Source organism: Nocardia sp. NPDC004711, from assembly GCF_053601595.1.
This window is the reverse complement of record NZ_JBSGCB010000025.1, coordinates 43,456-68,053: the sequence shown is the minus strand read 5'-3', so window position 1 is coordinate 68,053 and position 24,598 is coordinate 43,456. Positions and strand designations below refer to the sequence as shown.

At 68.2% G+C, this 24,598-nt stretch carries 25 protein-coding genes and 1 pseudogene; 14 read left to right on the top strand and 12 right to left on the bottom strand.

Going from position 1 to position 24,598, the window contains the following annotated elements; all coding sequences use genetic code 11:
* Positions 1 to 149 precede the first annotated feature (149 nt).
* Complete coding sequence (locus tag ACWEKS_RS25480) at positions 150 to 779, bottom strand: TetR/AcrR family transcriptional regulator (protein ID WP_452342400.1); 630 nt, start codon at positions 777 to 779, stop codon at positions 150 to 152.
* Positions 780 to 1,131: 352 nt separating this feature from the next.
* Here ACWEKS_RS25480 and ACWEKS_RS25475 point away from each other — a divergent pair, with 352 nt between their 5' ends.
* Together ACWEKS_RS25475 and ACWEKS_RS25470 are read left to right on the top strand one after the other, a co-directional pair.
* Positions 1,132 to 1,263, top strand: a complete 132-nt coding sequence (locus ACWEKS_RS25475; protein WP_452342399.1) for a hypothetical protein — start codon at positions 1,132 to 1,134, stop codon at positions 1,261 to 1,263.
* Positions 1,236 to 1,541: pseudogene (locus tag ACWEKS_RS25470) on the top strand (MFS transporter); the annotation flags it as partial. The gene ACWEKS_RS25475 and the pseudogene ACWEKS_RS25470, both read left to right, overlap by 28 nt.
* An 820-nt stretch (positions 1,542 to 2,361) precedes the next feature.
* Here ACWEKS_RS25470 and ACWEKS_RS25465 read toward each other — a convergent pair.
* Positions 2,362 to 3,384 carry a helix-turn-helix domain-containing protein gene (locus tag ACWEKS_RS25465; protein ID WP_452342398.1) on the bottom strand — a complete coding sequence of 341 codons (1,023 nt, stop codon included), beginning with the start codon at positions 3,382 to 3,384 and terminating at the stop codon, positions 2,362 to 2,364.
* A gap of 239 nt (positions 3,385 to 3,623) precedes the next feature.
* Here ACWEKS_RS25465 and ACWEKS_RS25460 point away from each other — a divergent pair, with 239 nt between their 5' ends.
* Positions 3,624 to 4,667, top strand: a complete 1,044-nt coding sequence (locus ACWEKS_RS25460) for an AraC family transcriptional regulator ligand-binding domain-containing protein (RefSeq protein ID WP_452342397.1) — start codon at positions 3,624 to 3,626, stop codon at positions 4,665 to 4,667.
* Positions 4,668 to 4,697: 30 nt separating this feature from the next.
* Here ACWEKS_RS25460 and ACWEKS_RS25455 read toward each other — a convergent pair whose 3' ends face one another.
* Positions 4,698 to 5,747 (bottom strand): AraC family transcriptional regulator ligand-binding domain-containing protein, encoded by a 1,050-nt coding sequence (locus tag ACWEKS_RS25455; RefSeq protein ID WP_452342396.1) that lies wholly within the window; start codon positions 5,745 to 5,747, stop codon positions 4,698 to 4,700.
* A 181-nt stretch (positions 5,748 to 5,928) separates the two neighbouring features.
* Between ACWEKS_RS25455 and ACWEKS_RS25450 the strand changes: the two genes are divergently transcribed.
* The 3 genes from ACWEKS_RS25450 (at position 5,929) to ACWEKS_RS25440 (ending at position 8,544) form a co-directional block, all read left to right on the top strand.
* Entirely contained in the window at positions 5,929 to 6,594 is a 666-nt protein-coding gene (locus tag ACWEKS_RS25450) for a class I SAM-dependent methyltransferase (RefSeq protein WP_452342395.1), read from the top strand.
* Between the two features lie 127 nt (positions 6,595 to 6,721).
* Positions 6,722 to 7,189, top strand: coding sequence for a VOC family protein (locus ACWEKS_RS25445; protein WP_379441765.1), 468 nt, complete (start codon positions 6,722 to 6,724; stop codon positions 7,187 to 7,189).
* Between the two features lie 122 nt (positions 7,190 to 7,311).
* Positions 7,312 to 8,544 carry an FAD-dependent monooxygenase gene (locus ACWEKS_RS25440; RefSeq protein ID WP_452342394.1) on the top strand — a complete coding sequence of 411 codons (1,233 nt, stop codon included), beginning with the start codon at positions 7,312 to 7,314 and terminating at the stop codon, positions 8,542 to 8,544.
* A 9-nt stretch (positions 8,545 to 8,553) separates the two neighbouring features.
* Here ACWEKS_RS25440 and ACWEKS_RS25435 read toward each other — a convergent pair whose 3' ends face one another.
* The 3 genes from ACWEKS_RS25435 to mca all read right to left on the bottom strand — a co-directional run bounded on the left by ACWEKS_RS25435 (position 8,554) and on the right by mca (position 10,360).
* Positions 8,554 to 9,063 carry an alpha/beta hydrolase fold domain-containing protein gene (locus ACWEKS_RS25435; protein ID WP_452342452.1) on the bottom strand — a complete coding sequence of 170 codons (510 nt, stop codon included), beginning with the start codon at positions 9,061 to 9,063 and terminating at the stop codon, positions 8,554 to 8,556.
* Between the two features lie 83 nt (positions 9,064 to 9,146).
* Entirely contained in the window at positions 9,147 to 9,461 is a 315-nt protein-coding gene (locus ACWEKS_RS25430) for a hypothetical protein (RefSeq protein WP_452342393.1), read from the bottom strand.
* Entirely contained in the window at positions 9,458 to 10,360 is a 903-nt protein-coding gene (gene mca, locus ACWEKS_RS25425) for a mycothiol conjugate amidase Mca (RefSeq protein WP_452342451.1), read from the bottom strand. The genes ACWEKS_RS25430 and mca overlap by 4 nt, the downstream gene beginning before the upstream one ends.
* A 228-nt stretch (positions 10,361 to 10,588) precedes the next feature.
* Between mca and ACWEKS_RS25420 the strand changes: the two genes are divergently transcribed.
* Both ACWEKS_RS25420 and greA read left to right on the top strand, forming a co-directional pair.
* Positions 10,589 to 11,005 (top strand): DUF4307 domain-containing protein, encoded by a 417-nt coding sequence (locus ACWEKS_RS25420; protein WP_379380105.1) that lies wholly within the window; start codon positions 10,589 to 10,591, stop codon positions 11,003 to 11,005.
* Positions 11,006 to 11,249: 244 nt separating this feature from the next.
* On the top strand, positions 11,250 to 11,741 hold the full coding sequence (gene greA, locus ACWEKS_RS25415) for a transcription elongation factor GreA (protein ID WP_354833370.1): 492 nt from the start codon (positions 11,250 to 11,252) through the stop codon (positions 11,739 to 11,741).
* Between the two features lie 255 nt (positions 11,742 to 11,996).
* Here greA and ACWEKS_RS25410 read toward each other — a convergent pair whose 3' ends face one another.
* Positions 11,997 to 13,139 (bottom strand): cystathionine gamma-synthase, encoded by a 1,143-nt coding sequence (locus ACWEKS_RS25410; protein ID WP_452342392.1) that lies wholly within the window; start codon positions 13,137 to 13,139, stop codon positions 11,997 to 11,999.
* 242 nt (positions 13,140 to 13,381) lie between these two features.
* Between ACWEKS_RS25410 and ACWEKS_RS25405 the strand changes: the two genes are divergently transcribed.
* Both ACWEKS_RS25405 and ACWEKS_RS25400 read left to right on the top strand, forming a co-directional pair.
* Positions 13,382 to 14,557, top strand: coding sequence for an acyl-CoA dehydrogenase family protein (locus ACWEKS_RS25405; protein ID WP_452342391.1), 1,176 nt, complete (start codon positions 13,382 to 13,384; stop codon positions 14,555 to 14,557).
* A 74-nt stretch (positions 14,558 to 14,631) separates the two neighbouring features.
* A complete protein-coding gene (locus ACWEKS_RS25400) occupies positions 14,632 to 14,976 on the top strand; it encodes a DUF6401 family natural product biosynthesis protein (protein WP_452342390.1) in 345 nt (114 codons plus the stop codon).
* A gap of 67 nt (positions 14,977 to 15,043) precedes the next feature.
* Here the strand turns inward: ACWEKS_RS25400 and ACWEKS_RS25395 are convergent, their stop codons facing one another.
* Together ACWEKS_RS25395 and ACWEKS_RS25390 are read right to left on the bottom strand one after the other, a co-directional pair.
* Positions 15,044 to 16,297, bottom strand: a complete 1,254-nt coding sequence (locus ACWEKS_RS25395) for a membrane protein (RefSeq protein ID WP_452342389.1) — start codon at positions 16,295 to 16,297, stop codon at positions 15,044 to 15,046.
* A gap of 250 nt (positions 16,298 to 16,547) precedes the next feature.
* Positions 16,548 to 17,192: a transglycosylase SLT domain-containing protein gene (locus ACWEKS_RS25390; RefSeq protein WP_452342388.1), complete on the bottom strand. Its 645-nt coding sequence runs from the start codon at positions 17,190 to 17,192 to the stop codon at positions 16,548 to 16,550.
* Between the two features lie 707 nt (positions 17,193 to 17,899).
* On the opposite strand from ACWEKS_RS25390, the gene ACWEKS_RS25385 reads away from it, so the two are divergent.
* Positions 17,900 to 18,454: a DUF6529 family protein gene (locus ACWEKS_RS25385; RefSeq protein WP_452342387.1), complete on the top strand. Its 555-nt coding sequence runs from the start codon at positions 17,900 to 17,902 to the stop codon at positions 18,452 to 18,454.
* A 72-nt stretch (positions 18,455 to 18,526) separates the two neighbouring features.
* Here ACWEKS_RS25385 and ACWEKS_RS25380 read toward each other — a convergent pair whose 3' ends face one another.
* Positions 18,527 to 19,915: a cystathionine beta-synthase gene (locus tag ACWEKS_RS25380; RefSeq protein ID WP_452342386.1), complete on the bottom strand. Its 1,389-nt coding sequence runs from the start codon at positions 19,913 to 19,915 to the stop codon at positions 18,527 to 18,529.
* An 81-nt stretch (positions 19,916 to 19,996) separates the two neighbouring features.
* Here ACWEKS_RS25380 and ACWEKS_RS25375 point away from each other — a divergent pair, with 81 nt between their 5' ends.
* The 3 genes from ACWEKS_RS25375 (at position 19,997) to ACWEKS_RS25365 (ending at position 22,472) form a co-directional block, all read left to right on the top strand.
* On the top strand, positions 19,997 to 20,461 hold the full coding sequence (locus tag ACWEKS_RS25375; RefSeq protein WP_364620762.1) for a hypothetical protein: 465 nt from the start codon (positions 19,997 to 19,999) through the stop codon (positions 20,459 to 20,461).
* A gap of 262 nt (positions 20,462 to 20,723) precedes the next feature.
* Positions 20,724 to 21,941 carry an acetyl-CoA C-acetyltransferase gene (locus ACWEKS_RS25370; RefSeq protein ID WP_452342385.1) on the top strand — a complete coding sequence of 406 codons (1,218 nt, stop codon included), beginning with the start codon at positions 20,724 to 20,726 and terminating at the stop codon, positions 21,939 to 21,941.
* A gap of 192 nt (positions 21,942 to 22,133) precedes the next feature.
* Complete coding sequence (locus ACWEKS_RS25365) at positions 22,134 to 22,472, top strand: DUF1330 domain-containing protein (RefSeq protein WP_452342384.1); 339 nt, start codon at positions 22,134 to 22,136, stop codon at positions 22,470 to 22,472.
* A 90-nt stretch (positions 22,473 to 22,562) separates the two neighbouring features.
* Here ACWEKS_RS25365 and ACWEKS_RS25360 read toward each other — a convergent pair whose 3' ends face one another.
* Positions 22,563 to 23,420, bottom strand: coding sequence for a Bax inhibitor-1/YccA family protein (locus ACWEKS_RS25360; RefSeq protein ID WP_452342383.1), 858 nt, complete (start codon positions 23,418 to 23,420; stop codon positions 22,563 to 22,565).
* A gap of 183 nt (positions 23,421 to 23,603) precedes the next feature.
* Complete coding sequence (locus ACWEKS_RS25355; RefSeq protein ID WP_452342450.1) at positions 23,604 to 24,530, bottom strand: LLM class F420-dependent oxidoreductase; 927 nt, start codon at positions 24,528 to 24,530, stop codon at positions 23,604 to 23,606.
* Positions 24,531 to 24,598 lie beyond the last annotated feature (68 nt).

The window sequence follows — 24,598 nt, the reverse complement described above, 5'->3', positions numbered from 1 at the left end:
AACGCGGCGGGCAGCCTCCGCGATGCAGTTCAATATCGAATCGAATTCGAATTTAAGGGCCATGGTGTGAGGGTGTCAACAGTCGGCCGACCTGCGCATGGCGCCCGACTCGACGGCGACCGCCCGACGGGGCCGGGACATTCCTTGCCTCAGTGCCGTGGCGCGTATGTCCCCAGGTACGCAGCGACCAGGCGACTCGCCTCGTCGATCGTGGCGTCATCCCCCTCCGGAGAGCGCCGAAAGGCGACATCGAAGAGCCTGTCGGCGGCCTCGAAGGCGAGTTCGACAACGACCGGCGGGGTATCGGGACGAATCAGGGCCCGCTCGGTGAGGTGACACCACAGCTGCCGCGCCTGCGACGCGTCGAACGTCTGCGCCAGTCCGCTGAGCAACGAGCTACGCCCCGAGAACCACAGCTCGCCGAAGCTCGGATGTTCGCGCATGTAAGCGAGATACAGGTCGCCGACCGTGTCGCAGGCGTCGCGCAGGGTGCCCGGCTCGCTGCGACCCAACGCGACACGCAGACGTTCGTCGAGTTCGCGCAGATACCGGTGCGCCAGCTCGGTTTCAACCTGATGCCGGTCAGCGAAGTAGTGATACACCGAGGCCACCGGAATGCCCGTTCGCTCGCCCATCGCCTTGAGGGTGGCAGCCTCGTAGCCCCGCTCACCGAGCAACGCCTCGGCGGCGTCGAGAATGGCCTGCACGCGCTTGACTCCCCGGCGCTGGACCGGAGCAGGGCGGGTGGAAGCCCGAGGTGTCGACAGATTTTCGAACACGATTCGAGATCGTAACAGCGCCGAAATTCGACATCGAAATCGATTCGACATCTACACTGCGAGACAGGAAGATGAGGCTACATCACGGCAATCGTTCAATGAGGTGGCCACACCGTCGCTGAACAGGGTTTTCAGGCCACACCGCAGCATCGGCAGACCTTGTTTTCGATCGGGGCAACCACTCACCTTCTCGCGAGGAGTAGGGCTGGTACTGGATATCTCATACCCCTAAGGGGTATGAGATAGGTCACAGCAACCAATATTCCTGCATACCCAATAGGGGTATCAAAGACGGTTTGGAACTGCCAGTGGCCGACCGGCCGCCCGAGATCTCTGTCAGGGAGTGATGCCTATGTCCACCCGGTACTCCGCGCCGCCGCCGTCGCGGCGCCGGATCGCCTTGGGGCTCATCGCCCTCGCCCAGTTCATGGTCATCATGGACACCTCGATCATCGCACCGCAGGCGTGTTCCTGGGCGGGCTGATCACCCAATCCGCCTCGTGGCCTTGGGTTTTCTACATCAATATCCCGATCGCGCTGGTGGCGGTGTTCGGGGCCGTCGTGCTGCTGGGCGCGTTCGTCGCGATTCAGGCCCGGCGCAAGGAACCGCTGATGCCGCTGAGCATCTTCCGGGCCCCGGATCTGGGCGCGGCCAATCGCGCGCAGGTGCTGCTGGGTGCGGCGTGGGTGCCGATGTGGTTCTTCCTGAACCTGTATCTGCGACAGGTGCTCGGGTATTCGGCGTTCCCGTCCGGCGCGGCGGGAGCCGGCCGGATCGGAAACATGAACGGCCCGAAGGGAACCCACCCCCGCCGGGCCGTTCGCCCGCACCGGAGATCGGGTGTCCATTCGCCGGGGTGCATGATGGGGCGCATGCTTCCCACCGACCGCCTGCACCAGGTCGACCGGCATCCCGCCGTGATCGATACGCCGCTCGGCACCGTCGTGTTCGCTGTCGCGCTCGGCTCGGAACGGGTACCGACCGGTCCGGATGCCGTGTGGCGCTTGGCGAACGGCTCGCACCTGCACCGCTGGCGGCACCGGGACGCCACGGTCGATCTGCTCCTGGGCCGCATCGAGATGCCGGCCTGGGACGGCGGCGCGGCCGTACCCATGTGGGCGGGAATCTGGCAGGTGCAGGCGCATTCGGCGGTGCCCGCGCTGTCCTTCTCGGCCGAACTGACCGATCTGTCCGCGGACACGTTCTGTGGTCCCGACTCCGGTGAATGCCTCGCGGCCGTGACCGCCGAGAACGACCGCTTCTCGGTGTCGATCGGCGGCCCGGATTCCGAACTGCTGGCCATGCAGGCCGCCGACGGCCGGCTCATGCCCGCCGACTGGGCGGACCAGCTGCCCGCCGACGGCAATGACGACGACTGCGAATACGGTGTGCGCTACCTGGATCCGGCCGGAATCCAGTGGCGGCTACCCGGTCTCGCCACCACGGAGGTGGCCCGGCTCTGCATCGCGACCGCCTGGTGCCCCCGCGACGACGACCGGCCCGCGGCCTGGTTCGCGGTCGACATCCCCCTCGACACCGCCTACCTCCACCTCACCACCGACCACGCCTGAAGAACGCCGGCTACCCGGATATCGAACCGGTGGCCGCCCACCGGCGGAACTCGTCCGGCGATTGCCCCGCCTGACGGCGGAACGCCCGCCGCAGCGCCCTCGGGTCGGTGTAGCCGAGCCGGGCCGCGATCGCGTACATGGGGAGATCGGTGCCGCGCAACAGATCCGACGCGTGCTCGTGGCGGACCGTGTCGACCTCGGCACGCCAGCTGGTGCCCAGCTCCTGCAGACGACGTTGCAGCGTGCGCGGGCTGACGGCGAGCCGGGCGGCGACCTGATCGAGTTCGAGTTCGCCGCACGCCATCGCCTCGCGCAGCACCGCCCGGATCCTGCCGATCGGGCTGGGCACGGGACGCGCACTGGCGAGCAGCAGTTCCGCGTAGTCGCGATGGATCCGGCCCAGGTTCGGGTCGCCCCCGGTGGGCAGGGCCGCCGCATCGAGGAAGGTCAGCTCGGAGTGCGGGGCCTCGAAGCAGATCCGGTTGGTACCGAACGCCTCGACGAGTTGCCGGTGATTGCGCGGCGCGCGGTGCCGGAACGCCACCCGGACCGGAACCAGCGGATGCCCGGTCGCCTCACGGGCCCGCTGCAGCATCACCGCGAGCGTGAACTCCTCGACCAGCCCCAGGATCGGACCCGGTTCGACGGTCGCGGTATCCCGGACGATGAGCAACCCGCCGCTCTCCAGCACCTGGCCGCCACCGAGCGGATCCGCGACGACGGCGCGCAATTCGACCACGCTGCGCAGACTTTCGGCCAGCGTCGGCCCGCTGGAGAACAGGTAGTCCCACACCGACAGGCTCCCCCGCGTCGCCGTGGCCGCCGCGCACAGACCTCCCGTCGGCCCCGCGGCCGCATAGATCAGCTCCCAGACCCGCCACGCCGAGCCGGTCGGAACCCGCACCAGATCGTCGCCGAGCTGATCGGCCTCCAGCTCCAGCACGCTGAAGAGTTGCGACGCCGACGCTCCCGCCCGCAGCGCCGCCTCCCGGACCAGGGCCGCCAGCCGCGACGAGATGGTATTGCCGATCATCGCCGCAGCTTAGCGACCACCGATTACTTCTGAACGGGACCTTCGGGACCGCAACCCCGCCATTGCTGCCCGGCCGCTGACCGGCCGGACAGCCGTCACCTCGGACGCTGAAGTCACCCACGTCGTGCGTCCTGTTTCAAAAACCGCACCGCACAGTCTAATTTGGACCCTCGTGCATTGCACCGTGAGTGCAACACGATGCCACCGCCCGTCGATGACGCTCCACTCCCGGGAACCCAATGACCATCCACCCCACCGGTATTCACGCCCCCACCGGGGCCGGGCTCGACCCCGACGCACAGGTGATGGACACCGTGCTGCTGCCGGGGTATGTGCTGAGCACGATCGGAGTGTCCGACGACACGCGACATCGCCTGGCGCTCGCCGCGGACCTGCCCGGCTGGCTGCTGACCTCCCCCGAATCCATGGTGCCCAGCGAGCGGTACCTGCGGCTGTGGGAACTCGTCGAACACGAAACCCAGGATCCCGCCATCGCCGTCCGCACCGCACTCGAGTACACGCCCGGACAGCTCGGCATCATCGACTACCTGCTGCTGACCGCGCCCACCCTGGGTGCGGGACTCGCGCTCACCGATCGATTCATGGACGCGTGCTCGACCAACCGGGAGTTCCGGGCGGTCGCCGACGCGGATCCGGACGGTGTGACGACGGTGTACACCGGCCTGGCCCGGGGTGAGGGCCGCGGCAGCGAACTGGCCATGCACACCGGTCTGTGCGGGATGGTCGTGAAAATGCGCACGGCCACCGGCCAGCACGTGGTGCCGGTGGATGTGCGACTGCGGCAGCGGGCGCCCAAGGGCCGGGCGGAGCTGACCGCGCTCACCGAGCTGTTCGGCACGCCCCGAATCGATTTCGGGGCGGCCACCAATCGCGTCACCTTCCGGAACGCCGATCTGGCGCTGCCGCTGCTGCGCGCCGACCCGGTCCTGAACCGAATCCTGGTGCAGCAGGCCGAGATGACGGCGCCACCGCGCATCACCACCTGGTCCGACCGGCTGCAGCAAGAGCTGGCGTCGATGCTGATCGACGGCGCGGTGACCATCGACGCGGTGGCCCGCCGGCTGCTGACCGGCCGTCGCACCCTGCAGCGCCGCCTCGCCGAGGAGGGCACATCCTGGCGGTACGAGCTCGAAAAGGCCCGCAGGCAACAGGTTCTCGACCAGCCGCTGGGCCTCACCCAGGCCGAGCGCGCCCGCCGCCTCGGCTACTCCGATCCGAGGTCGCTGCGCCGCGCCCAGCAGCGCTGGACCGACGTGAGCTGAGTGGGCCGCGGTGCGCCTGCGCAGCGGCGGTCACCGCGGCTGATCCCGGCGGAAGCTCGCGGGTGACTGCCCGGTCCAGCGGCGGAAAGCCCGGGCCAGCACCCGGTGATCGCGGTACCCGAGGCGCAACGCCACCGACCGCACCGGCACCGTGTGGTCGCGCAGCAGGGCGATCGCCGTGTCCCGCCGCACGATCTCGAGCTCCGCGCGCCAGCTGGTGCCGTGCTCGGCCAGGCGGCGCTGCAGGGTCCGGTCGCTGATCCGGAGGGCGGTGGCCACCTCCTCCAAGCCCACCCCGTCGCCGCCGGACTCCGGCAGCGCCGCGCGCAGCGCCGCGCGGAAGACATCCGGCCAGGCCGGTTCGGGCCCGATCGAGTCGATCAGCTTCTGCGCGTGCGATCGCAGAATCCCCTGCAGGACAGGATCATTCGTCCGGCCACCGGTCTCCGCGGTGGTAAGGAAGGTGAGCGCGTCCCGGTCCTGACCGAAGTGGATGTTCCCGGTGCCGAGGGCACGGATCAGGTGCGCACGATCGTCGGGACCCCGGTGCGAGAAGTCGACCCGCACCGGCCGGCCCGCGTCGCCGAAACTCTCCGTCGCCCGCCGCACCATCACCGCCATGACGAATTCCTTGTTGGCGGCCGCGGCCGCGCCCCGATGCGGCAGATCGAGATAGCGTGCGGTGAGCAGGGATCCGTCCTCCACCACCTCCATATCGACGCGGCGGTCGCAGATGGTGTTGTTGTAGCGCGCCGCGTCGCGCAGGCCCTCGGCGAGTGTGGGCGCATTGCCGATGAGGTAGTCCCACACGTGCAGCCGCCCCAGCTCGGCCACGTCCGCGGCCAGCACTCCGGCCTCGGGTCCCGCCAGCCGGTCCAGCAGCTCCCACAGCCGCGACGCCGTCGCGGTCGGAATACGCGCCGTGTCGTCGAACGGCAGGGCCGGATCACGACCGAGCAACTGGGCGATCTGCTCCGTCTCGGCGCCCGCCCGCCGCGCCGCGTCCGCGATCACCCCCACCACATGGGACGAGACGGTATCGACCGCATTGCCGGACCGGTCCAGGACCGTAGTCGCCATCTCTGCCACCTTCTCACGGAATTGCGCCTTCTCACGGAATTGCGCTGAGACTCCCGTTAACTCGGACCTTCCGGTACGTATTCCCCCGCCGACCCGCAGAGTAAGCGCATCGGTAACTGTCACCGCCTGCTCGAGGAGCTGGGCATAGGCGATGATGCCCGTCCGGCGTACTGTCGAGTCTGTGAGCAGTGGCGCCGCCCCGGCGGCAGCGGCGGAGGGCTCGGACCTGTGGGCCCGGGCTTTCGCGACGCTGTACGACCCGCTGCTGTGGATGGGCGAGAAGGCGGGGATGGGCGCTCGCCGGCGAAATTTGCTCAGCCGTGCGAGGGGGCGGACTGTCGAGCTCGGCAGCGGTACCGGCCTCAACCTGGGGTACTACCCGGACGGCCTGGACGAGCTGATCTTGACCGAACCGGAGGCCGCGATGCGGACACGGTTGGCGCGGAGGCTGGGTCGCAGCCGACATCCCGCACGTGTGCTCGACGCATCGGCCGAAAAACTGCCGTTCGCGGATGGAACTGTGGATACGGTCGTCTCCACACTCGTGCTGTGCACTGTCGATGACCCGGATCCGGTGTTGCGGGAGATCGAGCGCGTGCTGCGTCCCCGCGGCCAGCTGCTGTTTCTCGAGCACGTACGTTCCCAGTCGCCGCGACTTTCCGCTTGGCAAGACCGTCTCGCCGAGCCGTGGCGCCGGTTCGCCGAGGGCTGCCACTGCAACCGCGCCACCCTCGAGCTGATCCGGGCGTCCGGGCTGGAGCTCGAAGACGTGCAGGAAATGCCGTGGCGGGCAATGCCCCCGATCGTTCGACCGCTGATCACGGGCGTGGCCACCAAAAACGGTTAGGAGCCGGCGCCCCATCCGGGCGGTGGCCGCTCGCGCCAGGAGAGTGCCATTCCGCGTCAGCGGCGTGGCGAAGTGGCATCCTTCAGGGGTTCATGCCCCGCTCGCCGCACCCCGATCAGGAGGCACCATGGCCGGATTGGTCCGCATCCGCCACGTCAAACTGCCGGTCAGCGACCTGGCGCGCAGTGTCGCCTGGTACTGCGACCTGCTGGATCTGCGCCTGGCGGGCGAGTTCCGGGAGGAGGGTGAGCTGCGCGGGGCACAGCTCATGCACCCGTCCGGCTTCGGCATCGCGCTGTGGGAGCGCGAATACTGCGCGGGCACACCGGATTTCCGCGGCTTCGACGTATTCGCCCTGGAGGTGGACTCGGTCGACGACCTGCACGCCTTCGCCGCCCGCGCCGACGAACTGGAGTACACCCGCGGCGAGGTGATCGATCGCGGCCCGTACGGCGCGATCCTGGATCTCGCCGACCCCGACGACACCGTGGTGCGGCTGCTGGCCAACAACCCCTTCCACGCCGATCGATTCCTCGGGATGGACACCGACGGCAAGGGTGGGTTCACCGTCTACGACACCCCGACCCTCGGCTGAGCACCTTCCCGGAAGCGCATATCCCCAGACAGGTATGCCTGAGACATTTGTACTAGACAAGCGTGCGAACCTTTTAGTACATTTGTCTTAGACGTTAGAGCCAACCGGGAGGGCCCGACACCATGAACACCACCGCCAACTCGCTGCACATCCTCGTTTCCGGCGGCGGCATCGCCGGCAATGCCGTTGCGCTGCAACTGCTCCGGGCCGGCGCCCGGGTCACCGTCGTGGAGCGCGCCACCGCGCCCCGCCCCGGCGGCCAGGCCGTCGACCTGCGCGCCGCGAGCAAGGAGGTCGCCGAGCGGATGGGCCTGATGCCGGGCATCCGCAAATACCAGCTCGAAGAGCTGGGCATGGCCTGGGTCGACCGCAAGGGCACCGAATACGCCGCCCTGCCGGTGGAGGCATTCGACGGCAAGGGCCCGGTCGCCGAAATCGAGATCACCCGCGGCGATCTGAACCAGGTGCTGCTCGACCTGCTGGCCGAAACTCCGGGCAAGCTCGACTACCGCTACGGCGAGTGGATCGAGACCCTCGACCAGGACGACACCGGCGTCACCGTCGGTTTCGGCTCCGGCGCGAACGGGCGCTTCGACCTGGTGGTCGGCGCGGACGGTGTGCACTCGGCGGTCCGTCGCCTCGCCTTCGGGCCGGAGGAACAGTTCTCCACGTACCTGGGCGGCTACACCGCCTTCTTCACCATGCCCACCCCGGCCGACACCAAGCCGGGCTGGTTCGCCATGCACTCGGTGCCCAGCGCCGCCGTCGGCATCCGCCCCGACCGCGACCCGCGCACCGCCAAGGCCATCCTGACCCTCCGCACCTCGGAGAACCCCGCGCTGCGCCGCGATGTCGCCGCCCAGCAGCGCCTCATCACCGACATGCTCGCCGAGGCCGGCTGGCACGCGCCCACCGCGCTCGCGGCCATGCCCGGCGCACCCGACTTCTACTTCGACGTGCTGGCCCGCATCGACATGCCGACGCTGGCCGCCGGGCGGGTCACCCTGGCCGGCGACGCCGGCTACTGCGGATCCCCCCTGACCGGCATGGGCACGGCGATGGCGTTGGTGGGCGCGTACATCCTGACCGGCGAAATCGCCGCCACCCCGGACGATCTGCCCGGCGCGCTGGCCCGCTACCAGGAGCGGGTGACCCCGTTTCTGGACGCGGCCAAGGAACTTCCCGGCGGCGGCATCCAGATGATGCTCCCGAAGTCGAAGGTCCTGACCGCCCTGGGCCGGCTCAATATGCGGATCATGACCTCGGGCCCGATGCTCCCGCTGACCCGGAAGCTGTTCGAGCCCAAGGCCGAGGACTACCGGCTGCCCGCGTACGAGACCGAGACGCTGGTCTGAATCCCGGCCTCAGCCGAGATGCTCGCGCAGGAAGGCCGCGATCCCGCCGGTGGCGGCCGCCGCCTCCGGGGTGTCCCGCATGATCGGGAGGACATGCGGGAGACCCTCGCCGAGCGACAGCGTCACATCGACGCCCGCGGCCCGCGCGGCGGCCGCGAAGCCCTCGGAGTCACTGAGCAGCACTTCGGCCGTGCCGACCTGGATCAGCAGCGGCGGCAGGCCGGCCGGGTCACCGAAAAGCGGTGAGGCCGAACGAATTCGGGGATCAGCGCCATTCAGATAGGCGGCGAAGACACCCCGCAGCATGCCGGCGGTGAAGATCGCGTCCCGGCCGTCGAGCTCGGTCATGGAGACCCCGGAAGCGCTCATATCCAACCCGGGCGAGAGCAGCACGGCTGCCGGGGGCAGCGCCGCCCCGGCATCGCGCAGCTCCAGCAGCAGCGCCGCGATAAGATTGCCGCCCGCCGAATCACCCGCCAGCGCAATGGAATTCGCGGCCACAGCCGCTTCCTCGCGCAGCCAGCGCCCGCTGTTTGTTCCGGCGGCCCCGGATATGCCACGACCCCGGTCACCGGACCGGGGTCGTGGGATGCCGAGCGGATTCAGGCGGTGCCGTTGGTGGCTTCCGGCTTGGTCTCGCCGCGCGGCTCGGACTCGGTGTCCTCCGCCTGCGCGGCCTCCTGATCCGCATGCGCCGCGATGCCGTGCTCGGTGCCCTCGTCGGCCTCCTGGTCCGCCTCCGGATGTTCCGGGGAGAACTCGGCGGGCAGGTTCTTGATATGCCTGTTCATATTCCGGATGAGCAGGATGGTGCCGGCCAGCAGCACCAGCACGATGACCAGACCCAGCGGGGACGCCTTGCCGAACTCGGGTCCGGTGGGCGAGTTGGTGCCCTGGGCGAGCAGCGTGAGCATCATCGGTCGGTGTCCTCGGTGTCGGCGGCGTCGAAGCCGGAATCGGCCTCGTCGATTCCCGCGAACAGGTCGGTCTCCGGGATCGCGGTCGTGACCCGGGTCTTGGCCAGCTCGAACTCCTCGGTGGGCCACAGTCGCTGCTGCATCTCGAGCGGAATCGCGAAGAAGGCGCCGTTGGGGTCGATCTGGGTGGCGTGGGCGCGCAGGGCGTCGTCACGCTGCGGGAAGTACTTGGCGCACTCTACCTGGGTGGTGACCCGCGCCATGATGTCGCCGCGCTCGGCGGCGTACTTGCGCATGCGGTCCATCCAGTCCTGCATGGGGAAGGGCTCGCCGCGGCGCGCGTACTCGTCGGCGAACACCTCCAGCCGGGTGAGGCTGAAGCCGTGGTTGTAGTACAGCTTGAGCGGCTGCCAGGGCTCGCCCGCGTCGGGGAACCGCTCCGGATCGCCCGCCGCCTCGAAGGCCGCGACCGACACCTTGTGGCACATGATGTGATCCGGGTGCGGGTAGCCGCCCATCTCGTCATAGGTGGTCATGACGTGCGGCCTGAACTGGCGGACCACGCGCACCAGCGCCTCGGTGGCCTCCTCCAGAGGCACCAGCGCGAAGCTGCCCTCGGGCAGCGGCGGCAGCGGATCGCCTTCCGGCAGACCGGAATCCACGAAGCCGAGCCAGGTCTGGCGGACGCCGAGCGCCTCGGCGGCGGCGGCCATCTCCTCGCGGCGGACCTCGGTGATGCGGTCCTTGATGCCGGGGGTGTCCATGGCGGGGTTCAGGATGTCGCCGCGTTCCCCACCGGTGAGGGAGACGACCAGCACGTCATTGCCTTCGGCGGCATAGCGCGCGGTGGTCGCCGCGCCCTTGCTGGATTCGTCGTCGGGATGCGCGTGCACCGCCATGAGGCGAAGACCACTCACTTCTCGTTCACCTCACCGATCACGTTTTCCACCTCGTAGCGTCGAGCTGTATCAATTGGCACGTGCAGGGGTCCTGCGTGGTTACGCAAGCTTCCGCCTCCGGACCCTGACCGCACGTACCGAGTCCAGACACAGGCATCAGATATGCATTCCCTATAGTTCCATCCGATCGTTGTTTGTTCCGACCTACCCCCCGGGAGCGTCCCCGATATGAGTGAAAGACCGGCTGACCGGTACGGGATTGCGCCTCGGAAGACCCGCCGCTGGCTCCCCTACGCCCTCGGAGCGGTCGTCATCCTCGCCGGGCTCGGGGTCTCCTATCTGGGCTACCGCACCTACGGGCCGCAGGCCATCGAACCGGATCGGATCGGCTACACGATCGTCGACGACTCCACGGTCAGCGTGGATTTCAAAGTGACACGCAAGGATCCGGGCCAGGCGGTCGTCTGCTTCGTCCGGGCCATGGACGGCGACACCGACGAGGTCGGCCGCCGCGAGATCCTGGTGCCCGGCTCCGACTCCGGCACCGTCCGCGTGGTCACCACGATCAAGACCACCCGACGGGCCGGCGCCGGCAATGTCTACGGGTGCAGCGACCATGTGCCGGCCTATCTGCGCGCCGGGTGAATCGTCCGTTAAGCGACCCGCTTTGATGCTTCTACCTGCGTCTTTCCGAATCGTGCTAAAATGACGCGATACACGGTTCCGGCGTTCGGAGCCGTGTTTGCTGCATTGACGGCCGGCGCTGTCGGGACTCTCCCCAGGGATCGCTCTGGCTGTCCACTGCTGCTGTGCCCATCTCCGGATGGCCACGGTAGCGGGCATCAGGGAATCCCGGCTTGCCGGGGACAACTACTAGGGAGTGATCGAGATGACTGAGACCGTGACTTGGCTGACCCCGGAGTCGCACGAGAGGCTCACGAGCGAACTCGGCGCGCTCATCGCCAACCGTCCCGTCATCGCGGCCGAAATCAACGAGCGCCGTGAAGAGGGCGACCTCAAGGAGAACGGCGGTTACCACGCGGCGCGTGAGGAGCAGGGCCAGCAGGAGGCGCGCATTCGCCAGCTGCAGGAGCTGCTGAACAACGCCAAGGTCGGCGTCGCGCCCACCAAGTCCGGCGTCGCCCTGCCCGGCTCGGTCGTCAAGGTCTACTACGACGGCGACGAGACCGACACCGAAACCTTCCTCATCGCCACCCGCGAAGAGGGCCTCGGCAGCGCCGACCTCGAGACCTACTCCCCCAACTCCCCGTTGGGCGGCGCCCTCATCAACGCCAAGGTCGGCGAAACCCGCGAATACACTCTGCCCAATGGCAACACCATGAAGGTGACGCTGGTCTCCGCGGAGCCCTACCACAGCTGATTTACGACCGACGGATTCGCGGCCCCGGTCCAACACGGACGCCGGGGCCGCAATGTTTGTCGGCACCGGCCGCGAACAGCGAAGCGCCGCACCAAAAATGGTGCGGCGCTTTGTTTTTCGGAAAGCGACAGCTGATTTCGGGAGGCCCGGGGTAACTCACCGGGTACCCCCGAAATCGGCTCGGATCCCGACCGCCGGCACGGGTGTGTGACCGAGCACGGCACCCGGCCGCCCGTTAAAGGCTCGGGGAGGTGGTCAGGCCAGGGCCTGCTCGATGTCCGACAGCAGGTCGCTGATGTCCTCGATGCCGACGGAGAGACGGACCAGGTCGGCGGGGACCTCGAGGGCCGAGCCGGCGGTGGAGGCGTGGGTCATGGCACCGGGGTGCTCGATGAGGGATTCGACGCCACCGAGCGATTCGGCGAGGGTGAAGATCTTGGTCTTGGCGCAGAAGGCGAGGGCCGCGTCCTTGCCGCCGTGGACGCGCACCGAGATCATGCCGCCGAAGCGGCGCATCTGCTTCTGGGCCACGGTGTGGCCGGGGTGCTCGGGCAGGCCGGGGTAGATGACCTGGGCGATCTTCGGGTGGTTGGCGAGGAACTCGGCAATGGTTTCGGCATTGTCGCAGTGCCGGTCCATGCGCAGGGCCAGCGTCTTGATGCCGCGCATGGTGAGGAAGGCGTCCATCGGGCCCGGGACCGCGCCCGCACCGTTCTGCAGGAACGCGAACTTGGCGTCCATCTCCTGATCGTTGGTGATCAGCGCGCCGCCCACCACGTCCGAGTGCCCGCCCAGGTACTTGGTGGTCGAGTGCAGCACGATGTCCGCGCCCAGCAGCAGCGGCTGCTGCAGGTAGGGCGAGGCGAAGGTGTTGTCCACCACCAGCTTCGCGCCGCCCGCGTGCGCCACGTCGGCCAGGGCCGCGATATCGCCGACGTTCAGCAGCGGGTTGGTCGGCGTCTCGATCCACACCAGCTTGGTGTTGGGCCGCATGGCCGCGGCGACCGCGTCCACATCCGACACCGGCGCGACCGAGTACTCGATCCCCCACTGGGTGAACACCTTGTCGATGAGCCGGAAGGTGCCGCCGTACGCGTCGTTCGGGATCACCATGTGGTCACCGGGCCGCAGGTTCGCCCGGATCGCGCAGTCGGTGGCCGCCATACCCGAGGCGAAAGCCCGCCCGTAGGTGCCGGATTCGAGCGCCGCCAGGTTCGCCTCCAGCGCCGTCCGGGTCGGGTTCCCGGTGCGCGCGTACTCGTACCCGCCGCGCATCCCGCCGACACCGTCCTGGGCGAACGTCGAACTCGCATAGATCGGCACGTTCACCGCACCGGTCTGAGGGTCCGGATCGAACCCGGCGTGCACCGCCCGTGTAGAAAAACCCAGCTCGCTCATGCGAACAGCCTAAAGACGCTGCAGATTCGCCAACGCCCCGGGTCGGGCCCGCACCGCAGCCACCGCTGCCTGCGCGCCGAACGACCACGGCCGGCACCCTGCTCGGAGCGGAAACCCCTGGTCTGACCCCGCAGACCGAGCGGGCCGCCGGCGCGGTCGGCACCGGACCCGGCGCTGCCGGCCGTCGGCCCGGTCCCGGCGCGGCGTTGTGAAGCCGCCGGCGGCGGTTCTAGGGTGGGCGCATGGTCACCGTGGACGAGCTGTTCGCCATCGATTCCCTGCTCAGTGACGAGGAGCGGGCGATCCGGGATACGGTGCGCGCCTTCGCCGCGGAGCGATTGCGGCCGGGGGTGGCGGAATGGTTCGAGGCGGGGACATTTCCGGCGCGAGAGCTGGCGCCGGAGCTGGGGAAGCTCGGGCTGCTGGGGATGCATCTGGACGGGTACGGGTGCGCGGGGACGTCGGCCACGGCGTACGGGCTGGCCTGCCTGGAGCTGGAGGCCGTGGATTCGGGTGTGCGCAGCATGGTTTCGGTGCAGGGGTCGCTGGCCATGACGGCGATCCACAAGTACGGGTCCGAGGAGCAGAAGCTGCGGTGGCTGCCGGAGATGGCGGCGGGCCGGGTGATCGGATGCTTCGGGCTGACCGAGCCGGACTTCGGCTCGAACCCGGGCGGCATGCGAACGCGAGCGCGGCGGGACGGGGACGACTGGATCCTCGACGGGTCGAAGATGTGGATCACCAACGGGTCCGTCGCGGACGTGGCCGTCGTGTGGGCGCAGTCGCGCGAGGGTGAGCGGGATGTGATCCGCGGATTCGTAATACCCACGGACACACCGGGTTTCAGCGCTCGCGAGATGAAGCACAAGCTGTCGCTGCGCGCGTCGATCACCGCGGAACTCTCCCTCGACGGCGTCCGGCTGCCCGCCGACGCCCTGCTGCCCGAGGCCCGCGGACTCCGCGCGCCGCTGGGCTGCCTGTCCGAGGCGCGGTTCGGCATCATCTTCGGCGCGCTCGGCGCGGCCCGCGACTGCCTGTCCGCCACAATCGAATACGCGCGGACCCGCGAGGTGTTCGACAAGCCGCTGGCGGCCTACCAGCTCACCCAGGCCAAACTGGCCGACATGGCGCTCGAACTCGGCAAGGGCGAACTGCTGGCGCTGCACCTCGGCCGATTGAAGGATCGGCACGAGATCTCCAACGAGCAGATCAGCGCCGGCAAGCTGAACAGCACCCGCGAGGCCATCAAGATCGCGCGCGAGTGCCGGACCATCCTGGGCGCGAACGGCATCACCCTCGAGTACCCGGTGCTGCGGCACGCCAACAACCTGGAGTCCGTCCTCACCTACGAGGGCACCGCCGAAGTGCATCAGCTCGTCCTCGGCGAGGCCCTGACAGGCGCGAAAGCGTTCCGCTGACCGGCAGTTCCGGCGAATTGCGCGATATGTCACAGCCGGTCCTCCAGGTGCCGGTCGATTGCTAGCATCACCGGGTGTTTGTGCCCGGCTCCGCCCTGCTCGTCGTTTCGGCGCGTAAAACCCTGAACCGCCTGCAGCGCACCCATGGAGCCCCCGCCGCGGAGGCCGCGGCCGTCTTCCCCGGTGTGTCCGCAGCGATCGACCAGCATGCCGCGGCCATCCGCGACATCCTCGACCTCGGCGTCGATAACTCCGGCCTCGTCCCGGCAAGTGTCCTGCTGGCCGGCTACGCCCGCGGCATCCTCGAGGACCTGCGCGAAGCCGAGGCCGTCCTCCCCCACTCCCTGCTCGACTGGCAGGACGCCGACTGGCTCCACCTGCGCCTGGCGGGCGTCTGCTCGCTGGCCCGCGCCTCCTGACCTCACGATGACGTGACGCAGCCCCGGGTAGAGACCCCGGGGCTGCTCGGTTTCCGGCGGCACGGAATCAGGCCATGTCGTCGCGATCTCCCCGGTCCTGACTGCCGGGCCGCGGCATCTGCCCGCTGGAACGTGGGGGCTGTCCGGGCGGCATCGGCTGTCCGGGCGGCGGCATCTGGCCGGGTTGTGCGGGCATCTGTCCGGATTGGGGCGGCATCTGGCCGGGCTGCTGCGGCATATGGCCAGGCTGTGGCGGCATCTGCCCAGACTGCGGCGGCAGCATCTGCCCGGATTGCTGCGGCGGCATCTGCCCGGATTGCTGCGGCGGCATCTGCCCGGGCTGCTGCGGCGGCATCTGCCCGGGCTGCTGCGGCGGCATCTGCCCGGGCTGCTGCGGCGGCATCTGGCCACCGCCGCCCGGTCCGTGGCCGCCCTGCTGGCCGTATCCGGGTTGCCCGTAACCCATCTGGCCGCTCTCGGGCTCGGCCCACTTGCCCGGAGGCATCTGGCCCATGCCCTGCCCCGCCATCATGGGCCGGGTCGCCGAGCGCTGCGCCCACATGGCCGCCTCCTGCGCCTGCCGCTGGCGGGCCGCATCCTCACGGCCCCGCTGATAGGCCTGCGCATGCCCCTTCACCTCGGGCATTTCGCCCTCGATGGCGTCGAGCCAGCCCGCCCACCGCTCCTGCATGGGCCGGATCAGGCCACCGCCGAGACCGACGACGAGAACACCGCCGATCGTCGCCAGCACCGTGATGAGAATCGGCATGGTGACCGAGCTTCCCACCCCGATCTGATTGAGGGCCGCGATGATGCCGATGCCCCAGATGAACACCGCCGCAATGCGTCCCAGCATGCGGCCGTAGTCCAGACCGCTCAGCATGTTCGACACCATGTCCTGCACGACGCGCGCGATCGCGCCCGCGATACAGACGATGACGATGGCGACCGCCAGCCGGGGTAGCCAGGCCACGATGCCGTTGAGCATGGTGCTCACCGGGTTCGGGCCGAAGACGCCGAAGCCGAGCTGCAACGTGATCAACAGAATCGCGTAATAGGCCAGCTTGGCGATGATGCCGGTGGCGTCGTAACTGCCGCGGGCCAGCATGTCCTTGATGCCGCCGCGTTCCACCAGCCGATCGAACCCGACTCGGTTCAGGATCCGGGTCACCAGCTTGGCCACGAGTTTGGCCACGAGCCAGCCGATGAACAGAATGACCAGGAACCCGACGAATTTGGGCACCCACGTGGCGATGGAACTCCACGCGTTCGAGAGCCCCTGCCCGATCTGGATATCGATAGCCGAACTCGAGGTGTGCATGACCCCGTCCCTTCGCTATCCGTTCCGGCCGTGTGCCGGAACTGCTCTTCGGGGTCGTTATACGCCTGGTCGATCGTCGAGTTCGCTCGTTTGCGAAATAGTTGCCAAATCAGATGCCTGAGATTAGCCAAATGGCGGTACGGCCGCCACCGAGACTCCAGCGACAGGCACCGCGGGCCGAGACGACAACGATGGCCCGCCCTCATCGGGCAGGCCATCGCGGTGTCGTCCGGTACGTCGTCGGACCGGATCAGTAGGCGCTGAAGACGTTGTCCATCGAGCCGTAGCGGTGCGCCGCGTAGTTGCAGGCAGCCACGATGTTGGCGACCGGGTCCCAGACGTCGAAGGCGGTGCCGTCGACGTGGTACGCGTTGAAGGTCGGGTCGATCACCTGGAGCAGACCCTTGGACGGGATGCCCATGGCCGCGTTGGAGTCGTACAGGTTGATCGCCTGCGGGTTGCCGCTGGATTCGCGAATGATGTTGCGGTAGATGCCGTCGTAGCTACCCGGGATGCCGTGCTGGGCCATGATGTCCAGCGCGTGGCGGATCCAGCCGTCCAGGTTTTCCTCGTAGACGGGGGCGGGCGGCGCGGGGGCCGGCGCCGGCTCGGGAGCGGGCAGCGGGGCCGGCATGGGCGCCGGGGCCGGAGCCGCAACCTCGGCCGCGGGGGCGGGGACGGGGGCGGGAGCGGGCTGTTCCTTGACCGGAGCGGCGGCGGGCGCGGCGACGGCCAGGGAGGCCTTCAGCGCGGCCGGCTGGACATCTCCGCTGGCGGCGGCGCCGGCGGCGGTGATGATGGAGCCGAAGACGCCCAGAGCGAGGGCGGCGGCACCGGCCGTACGAGCGGTGGCAACTACCTTGCTACGTCTAGCAGGGTCACTGAGAGCAGTCATAACATTCTTGGGCATGGCGAATTTGGATTCCTGTTCGGTTTCGGGCTCGCGGGCCTGAAGAAGGCAGCGCAGGATCATGCAGGCGCCTCACGACGCCTGTCTGCGTACCTCGGGCTGTTGTGGATGCTGTTGTGAAACCCGTTATGGGTCAATGGGTTTGGCACACTGCGCGGAGTGCAGTGGAGACCTTTGCGACCTTCCGGCCGCGGTGCCTCATTGCACCGATGTAGTGATCACGTTCCGCATGTGTGTTCACATCTCCTTGCGCCATTCAGACTTGCGGTCTGTTTCCGACAAGGTCACAGCTTGGTTGCGTGCTATGAACACAGCCTGAATCAAAAGTGAACAGAAGGTGAACTGGCTCGCCGAGCAGCCCCGGGACCTGCATCAATACAAGCACTGACCTGGTGATTCAATTTGAAACGCAAAGTGTTTCGGATCACAGAAAAATATCGCCCCAAGATCGCGATATACCGATATTTGCCTGATTTCTTGCCGTTCATCGGCGTTTCACATTCCAAAAGTAACAGCTCAGCAAATCCACATTGGTTATCACGAATCACATTCGTCCCAATTTTCACGCAATATAAAGACGCCGCAACGGTGCATACCGCGGCCCGCACCGCGGGCGACGCACCCGTCGGCTGTAACCCGTCGAGGTATCTCCAATGCCCCTTCTGACACACCAATCACAGAGGCGAGAGTCCTTGCTGACAGACGTTTTCACCGCGTCTCGGCGCAATCTGATCGCGGTGCCGGTGCTGCTGGCCGGCGCGGCGGTCGCGATCGCGCTCGGGATGGCCGGCACCCACTACTGGCCCGGCACCCAGCCCCTGCCCACCTGGGGCTTCTCCGCACCGCAGATCTTCAAGGCGTACCTGAGCAGCGTGGTGCTGGTGCTGATCGGCGGCCAATTGCTGACCGCCGTCTGGATCTACCGCTTCCACGCGCCGCGATCGGTGCACATCTACCACCGGCTGCGCGGCGTGCTGGCCTTCCTGCTCAGCCTGCCGGTGGCCTTCTACTGCCTCTACAGTTTCGGCTTCCAGTTCGGCCGGGGCGTCACGGGCCGGGTCATGGCGCACTCCGTCGCGGGCGTGGTGTTCTACGGCGCCTTCGCCTCGAAAATGCTGACGCTGCGGCTGAATCGGACACCGGGCTGGCTGCTGCCGATCCTCGGCGCCCTGGTCTTCACCAGCTTCGTGCTGGCATGGACGCTGGCGTCGCTCTGGTGGTTCCGTACCGTCGGATTCGCGAGATGAGCAGCCGCGAAAAGCAGTCCGCCCGCCGGAACCAGCTGTGGTTCCGGCGGGCGGCGAATACTCGGCCGCGACCTAGGAGAGGGCGCCGGTGCTGAGGAAACCGAGCAGGTCGTGGCGGGTGATGACGCCGACCGGCTTGCCGTCCTCGACGACCATGAGGGCGTCGGTGGACTCCAGCAGCTTGGTGGCCGCCACGACCGGCTCGCCCGCGCCGATGAGCGGGAAGGCCGGGCTCATGTGCTTGGCGACCGGGTCGGTGAGCTTGGCGCGGCCCTCGAAGACGGCCGACAGCAGATCGCGCTCGGTGACCGAACCCGCGACCTCGCCCGCCATCACCGGCGGCTCCGCACCGACCACCGGCATCTGCGAGACGCCGTACTCGCGCAGGATCTCGATGGCGTCGCGCAGCGTCTCCTGCGGGTGGGTGTGCACCAGGTCCGGCAGCTCACCGGACTTGCCGCGCAGCACGTCTCCCACGTGCACCTCGGTGTCCGAACCGTCGAGGCGGGTGCGCAGGAAGCCGTAGGAGCTCATCCACTGGTCGTTGAAGATCTTGGACAGGTAGCCGCGGCCGCCGTCCGGCAGCAGCACCACCACCACGGCGTCCGGATCGCGCTCGGCAACCTTGAGCGCCGCCACCACGGCCATACCGCACGAGCCACCGACCAGCAGGCCCTCCTCACGGGCCAGGCGACGGGTCATCTCGAAGGAGTCGGCGTCGGAGACCGCGATGATCTCGTCCGGGATGGCCGGGTCGTAGGCGGTGGGCCAGAAGTCCTCGCCGACGCCCTCGACCAGGTAGGGACGGCCGGTGCCGCCGGAATAGACCGAGCCCTCCGGGTCCGCGCCGACGATCTTGACCTTGCCGCCGGAGATCTCCTTCAGGTACCGGCCGGTGCCGGTGATGGTGCCGCCGGTGCCGACGCCCGCCACGAAGTGTGTGATCTTGCCCTCGGTGTCGCGCCAGATCTCCGGGCCGGTGGTCTCGTAGTGCGATTCCGGGCCGCCCGGGTTGGAGTACTGGTCCGGCTTCCACGCGCCCGGGATCTCGCGCACCAGGCGGTCGGAGACGTTGTAGTAGCTGTCCGGATCCTCCGGCGCGACCGCGGTCGGGCAGACCACGACCTCGGCGCCGTAGGCGCGCAGCACGTTCCGCTTGTCCTCACTGACCTTGTCGGGGCAGACGAACACGCACTTGTAGCCGCGCTGCTGCGCGACCAGGGCGAGGCCCACACCGGTATTGCCGGAGGTCGGTTCGACGATCGTGCCGCCGGGCTTCAGCAGCCCGGCCTTCTCAGCGGCGTCGATCATCTTGACGGCGATGCGGTCCTTCGAGCTGCCGCCCGGGTTCAGGTACTCCACCTTCGCCGCCACCAGTCCCGAGTTCGGACCCACCACGGAGTTCAACCGAACGAGCGGGGTGTTTCCGATCAGATCGACGACATGGTTAGCGATGCGCATACCCCTTATCGTTGCAGAAAGGAGATCCGCGCCCACGCGCACGTCGGAGATATCACGGCGCCGCGAACTACGATCGGCCCTATGTGGATGCCGACGAGCGTGCCCGCCGCCTCCCTGCTCGCCGCCTCCGGCCTCGCGACCATGATCGTCGCAGCCGCGCCCGCGGAGGCCGCAACCGTCGAATTCCCGCAGGTCCCGAGCGTTTATCACGATGCCTTGATCTGTGGCGGCAATATCCGATCCTGGGCCGACACCGGCCCGCAGTGGCCCGGCCGGGCGATCATCAGCATCCAGGCGCTGCCGGTCGCCGGGTTCGATCCGGGCGAGTACAGCTTCGCCCCGCAGTGCATCACCGTGGCCACCGTCGCGTGGCGGAACATGGACACCGGCGCGGCCGGCGAATATCGAGTGCCCGTGCTGGCCGGCTTCTACGGCAGCGAGCACTACGCCCTGTTCCAGGACACCGGGCCGGGGCACATCATCGTCACCGTCTACACCGACATGCCGAACATTCCGGCGCACAGCGCCTTCGACGTCCCCGGGTGACCCACCGTCGTCGACTTGCCGAACATCCCGGTCCGACCCATATCGCGCCTCGACCTGCTCGGGTAACCCAGCTTCATCGCTGTGCTGCCCCATCTTTCACCCTGTCCGTGCCGCGCTGCCGGCGGGCAGCGCGGCACGAGAGCTGCGAGAGTGAGCGATATCCCACAGTTCAGTAGTTGGGATACGGGCGTACCGGATGTTTGAGCCGGAACACACCCGTCGTAAATTCGAAGAGGATCACCCCAGCAAAAAAGGAGTCCTCATGGCTGAGGCCGTCATCGTTTCGTACGCCCGCTCGCCCATCGGCCGCGCTGGCAAGGGTTCTCTGGTGAGCATGCGGCCGGACGACCTCGCCGCGCAGATGGTGCGCGCCGCCCTCGACAAGGTGCCCTCGCTCGCCGTCTCCGACATCGACGACCTGCACCTGGGCTGCGGCCAGCCCGCCGGTGAGGCCGGTTTCAACATGGCGCGCGCCGTGGCCGTGCAGCTGGGCTACGACTCCCTGCCGGGCGTCACCGTCAACCGCTACTGCTCGTCCTCGCTGCAGACCACCCGGATGGCCTTCCACGCCATCAAGGCCGGCGAGGGCGACGTGTTCATCTCCGCCGGCGTCGAGACCGTCTCGCGCTTCCCGAAGGGCACCGCCGACGGCTGGCCGGACTCGCACAACCCGCTGTTCGCCGAGGCCGAGGGCCGCACCAAGGCGACCGCCGAGTCCAACGCCACCTGGACCGACCCGCGCAACGACGACATCCTCCCGGACGTCTACATCGCCATGGGCCAGACCGCGGAGAACGTCGCCACCTACACCGGCATCTCCCGCGAGGACCAGGACCACTGGGGCGTGCGCTCGCAGAACCGCGCCGAGGAGGCCATCAAGTCCGGCTTCTTCGAGCGGGAGATCACCCCGGTCACCCTGCCCGACGGCACCATCGTCACCACCGACGACGGCCCGCGCGCCGGCACCACCTACGAGAAGATCTCGCAGCTGAAGCCGGTCTTCCGCGCCGACGGCACCATCACCGCCGGCAACGCCTGCCCGCTGAACGACGGCGCGGCAGCCCTGGTCGTCATGTCCGACGTCAAGGCGCGCGAGCTGGGCCTGACCCCGCTGGCCCGCATCGTGGCCACCGGCGTCTCGGGCCTGTCCCCGGAGATCATGGGCCTCGGCCCGATCCAGGCGGTCCGCAACACCCTGAAGACCGCGGGCATGACCATCGACGACCTCGACCTGTACGAGATCAACGAGGCCTTCGCCGTGCAGGTGCTCGGCTCCGCCCGTGAGCTGAACATGGACCTGGACAAGCTGAACGTGTCCGGTGGCGCCATCGCCCTCGGCCACCCGTTCGGTATGACCGGTGCCCGCATCACCGCGACCCTCATCAACAACCTGCAGACCCACGACAAGCAGTTCGGTCTGGAGACCATGTGTGTCGGTGGCGGCCAGGGCATGGCGATGATCATCGAGCGCCTGAGCTGAGGCACGAGATACCCGTAGCCGAGCTACGGCGATAGTTGGGCCGCCCGACCTCACGGTCGGGCGGCCCAATTTGTTTGGGGGAAGGTGGGCCACACCCCCTCAGCAGCCGGCTTTACCTGGTGGGTAATCGACTTCGTTTCCCGCAGGCGGAAATATCAAGGGCAGCAAAGCAATCCGACCGAGGAGCCTGAAATGCCCGCCTACGCCATCGCCAACCTGTGGGACGTCGACATCAATGCCGAGGTCGTCGAATACCTGGAGCGAATCGACGGCACGCTGGCGCCCTACGGCGGGAAGTTCATCGTGCACGGCGGCACGCAGCGGGTGATCGAGGGCCCGGCCAGTGCGATCGTCATCGTCATCGAGTTCCCCGACTATCAGGCCGTGACCGACTGGTACGAGTCGACCGCCTACCAGGAGATCCTGCCGCTGCGCCTGCGCAACTGCTCCAGCGTCGGGGTCCTGGCCGCGGACTGCGGCGAGAATCACGTCGCCACCGACGTCCTGAAGGAGGTGGTGACCAACGACTGAACGCTCTCAGGCTGGCTACACAGCAGTGGGCGGGCACCGGATTCCGATGCCCGCCCACTCAGGTATTCAGCTATGTCAGCCCTTCCCGGACTATCTGTCCTGGAAGTAGCTCAGCAGGCGCAGGATTTCGAGGTACAGCCAGACCAGGGTCACGGTCAGGCCGAATGCCACGCCCCAGGCCGCCTTCTCGGGAGCCTGGGCCCGGATGAGCTGGTCGGCGGCGTCGAAGTCCAGCAGGAAGCTGAAGGCCGCGACACCGATGACCACCAGGCTGAACACGATCGAGAGGGTGCCGCCCGAACGCAGGCCGAAGCCGTCGGCGGTGAAGAAGCTGGCGACCAGGTTGCCGAGCATCAGCACCAGGATGCCGATCATGGCTCCGACGATCATGCGGGTGAAGCGCGGAGTGACGCGGATCGCGCCGGTCTTGTAGACCACGAGCATGCCGAAGAAGACGCCGAAGGTGCCCAGCACCGCCTGCGCGATCAGGCCGGATCCGCCGACGCCACCGAACTGCACATTGGTGAACAGGAACGAGAACGAGCCCAGCAGCAGGCCTTCCAGCGCCGCGTAGCTGAGCACCAGCGCCGGGTTGTCCTGCTTGCGGCCGAAGGTCATGATCATGGCGAGCGCGAAGCCGCCGAGGCCGCCGACCGCGAGGAACAGCACGGCCAGGCCGTGGTTGGCCGAGGTGAGCGCGTAGGACAGGATCGCCGTCAGGGTGACCACGCCGAGGGTGATGCCGGTCTTCTGCACCACATCGTCGATGGTCATCGGGCGGGTGGTCGGTACGGCCGGCTGGTAGGGCTGCTGGTAGCCCGGGTACTGCGGCTGCTGACCGTACGGGTTGTTGGGGAACTGTCCGGCTCCAGGCGCCGAGCCGAAGCCGGCGTAGCCGCCCTGCTGCGGCTGCAAGTTCCGGAAGACCGGGTTGGATGTGGAGCGCATTTCCGTGCGTCCCTTTCTGGAGTCGCGGCTCACGTCGGTCGTGGCCATTGAAGCTACTCGTCCAACGCGCTGTGGGGGCTCGGAGTTCCCGAACCCCCACAGATCGGACGAACCGGACTTTACCTTAGCTTTACCGAGTGCGCCGCCCGATAAGCCGCCGTCCGGCCGCCCCGGAAGCCGGTCTCAGCCCAGCTGGCTCATCACGCGAGTTGCGATGAGCTCCAGGTGATCCAGATCGGACAGATCCAGAATCTGCAGGTAAACCCGGCTGGTACCGGCGATCTCGGCATAGCGGCCGATCTTCTCGACCACCTCGTCCGGGCTGCCGGCCAGGCCGTTGGCCTTCAGCTCGTCCACCTCGCGCCCGATGGCGGCCGCGCGCCGCGCCACCTCGGCATCGCTCGCGCCGACACAGGCGACCAGCGCGTTGGAGAAGGTGATGTGATGCGGATCGCGGCCGGTGTCCTTGGCGGCCACGCGAACTCGCTCGAACTGCTCGGCACTGGCCTCGGCCGACTGGAACGGCGCGTTGAACTCGGTCGCGTACTGCGCGGCCAGGCGCGGGGTGCGCTCGGCGCCCATGCCGCCGATGATGACCGGGATACGCGGCTGCGCGGGCTTGGGCAGCGCCGGGGAATCGGTGAGCGTGTAGTGCTCGCCGGCGAAGGAGAAGGTCTCGCCGACCGGCGTCGACCACAGCCCGGTGACGATCGCCAGCTGCTCCTCGAAGCGCGGGAACCTCCGGGCCGGGAACGGAATGCCGTAGGCGGCGTGCTCGGCCTCGAACCAGCCCGCGCCGAAACCGAATTCGACGCGGCCGCCGGACATGGCGTCGACCTGGGCCACCTCGATGGCGAGCACGCCCGGGTGGCGGAAGGTGGCCGAGGTGACCAGGGTGCCCAGCCGGATGCGGCGGGTCTCGCGGGCCAGGCCCGCGAGGGTGATCCAGGCGTCGGTGGGGCCCGGGAGACCGTCGGCGTCGCCCATCTTCAGGTAATGGTCGGACCGGAAGAAGGCGTCGTAGCCCAGGTCCTCGGCGGTCTTGGCGACGGTGCGCAGCGTGTCGTAGGACGCGCCCTGCTGGGGTTCGGTGAAGATTCGAAGATCGATTCGTCCCATGCGCCCGATTATTCGACGTCGCGCAGGCCGGGCACCCAGCGGGTCACAGTGGCCGGATC

Excerpts from the sequence above, each read along its gene's own strand:
- ACWEKS_RS25475 (WP_452342399.1), top strand. The coding sequence starts at position 1,132 with ATGTCCACCCGGTACTCCGCGCCGCCGCCGTCGCGGCGCCGGATCGCC.
- ACWEKS_RS25455 (WP_452342396.1), bottom strand. The coding sequence starts at position 5,747 with ATGGCGACTACGGTCCTGGACCGGTCCGGCAATGCGGTCGATACCGTC.
- ACWEKS_RS25390 (WP_452342388.1), bottom strand. The coding sequence starts at position 17,192 with ATGACTGCTCTCAGTGACCCTGCTAGACGTAGCAAGGTAGTTGCCACC.
- ACWEKS_RS25430 (WP_452342393.1), bottom strand. The coding sequence starts at position 9,461 with ATGATGCTCACGCTGCTCGCCCAGGGCACCAACTCGCCCACCGGACCC.
- ACWEKS_RS25420 (WP_379380105.1), top strand. The coding sequence starts at position 10,589 with ATGAGTGAAAGACCGGCTGACCGGTACGGGATTGCGCCTCGGAAGACC.
- ACWEKS_RS25395 (WP_452342389.1), bottom strand. The coding sequence starts at position 16,297 with ATGCACACCTCGAGTTCGGCTATCGATATCCAGATCGGGCAGGGGCTC.
- greA (WP_354833370.1), top strand. The coding sequence starts at position 11,250 with ATGACTGAGACCGTGACTTGGCTGACCCCGGAGTCGCACGAGAGGCTC.
- ACWEKS_RS25460 (WP_452342397.1), top strand. The coding sequence starts at position 3,624 with ATGACCATCCACCCCACCGGTATTCACGCCCCCACCGGGGCCGGGCTC.
- ACWEKS_RS25365 (WP_452342384.1), top strand. The coding sequence starts at position 22,134 with ATGCCCGCCTACGCCATCGCCAACCTGTGGGACGTCGACATCAATGCC.
- ACWEKS_RS25375 (WP_364620762.1), top strand. The coding sequence starts at position 19,997 with ATGTGGATGCCGACGAGCGTGCCCGCCGCCTCCCTGCTCGCCGCCTCC.
- ACWEKS_RS25380 (WP_452342386.1), bottom strand. The coding sequence starts at position 19,915 with ATGCGCATCGCTAACCATGTCGTCGATCTGATCGGAAACACCCCGCTC.
- mca (WP_452342451.1), bottom strand. The coding sequence starts at position 10,360 with ATGGCGGTGCACGCGCATCCCGACGACGAATCCAGCAAGGGCGCGGCG.
- ACWEKS_RS25405 (WP_452342391.1), top strand. The coding sequence starts at position 13,382 with ATGGTCACCGTGGACGAGCTGTTCGCCATCGATTCCCTGCTCAGTGAC.
- ACWEKS_RS25410 (WP_452342392.1), bottom strand. The coding sequence starts at position 13,139 with ATGAGCGAGCTGGGTTTTTCTACACGGGCGGTGCACGCCGGGTTCGAT.
- ACWEKS_RS25360 (WP_452342383.1), bottom strand. The coding sequence starts at position 23,420 with ATGCGCTCCACATCCAACCCGGTCTTCCGGAACTTGCAGCCGCAGCAG.
- ACWEKS_RS25440 (WP_452342394.1), top strand. The coding sequence starts at position 7,312 with ATGAACACCACCGCCAACTCGCTGCACATCCTCGTTTCCGGCGGCGGC.
- ACWEKS_RS25465 (WP_452342398.1), bottom strand. The coding sequence starts at position 3,384 with ATGATCGGCAATACCATCTCGTCGCGGCTGGCGGCCCTGGTCCGGGAG.
- ACWEKS_RS25370 (WP_452342385.1), top strand. The coding sequence starts at position 20,724 with ATGGCTGAGGCCGTCATCGTTTCGTACGCCCGCTCGCCCATCGGCCGC.
- ACWEKS_RS25445 (WP_379441765.1), top strand. The coding sequence starts at position 6,722 with ATGGCCGGATTGGTCCGCATCCGCCACGTCAAACTGCCGGTCAGCGAC.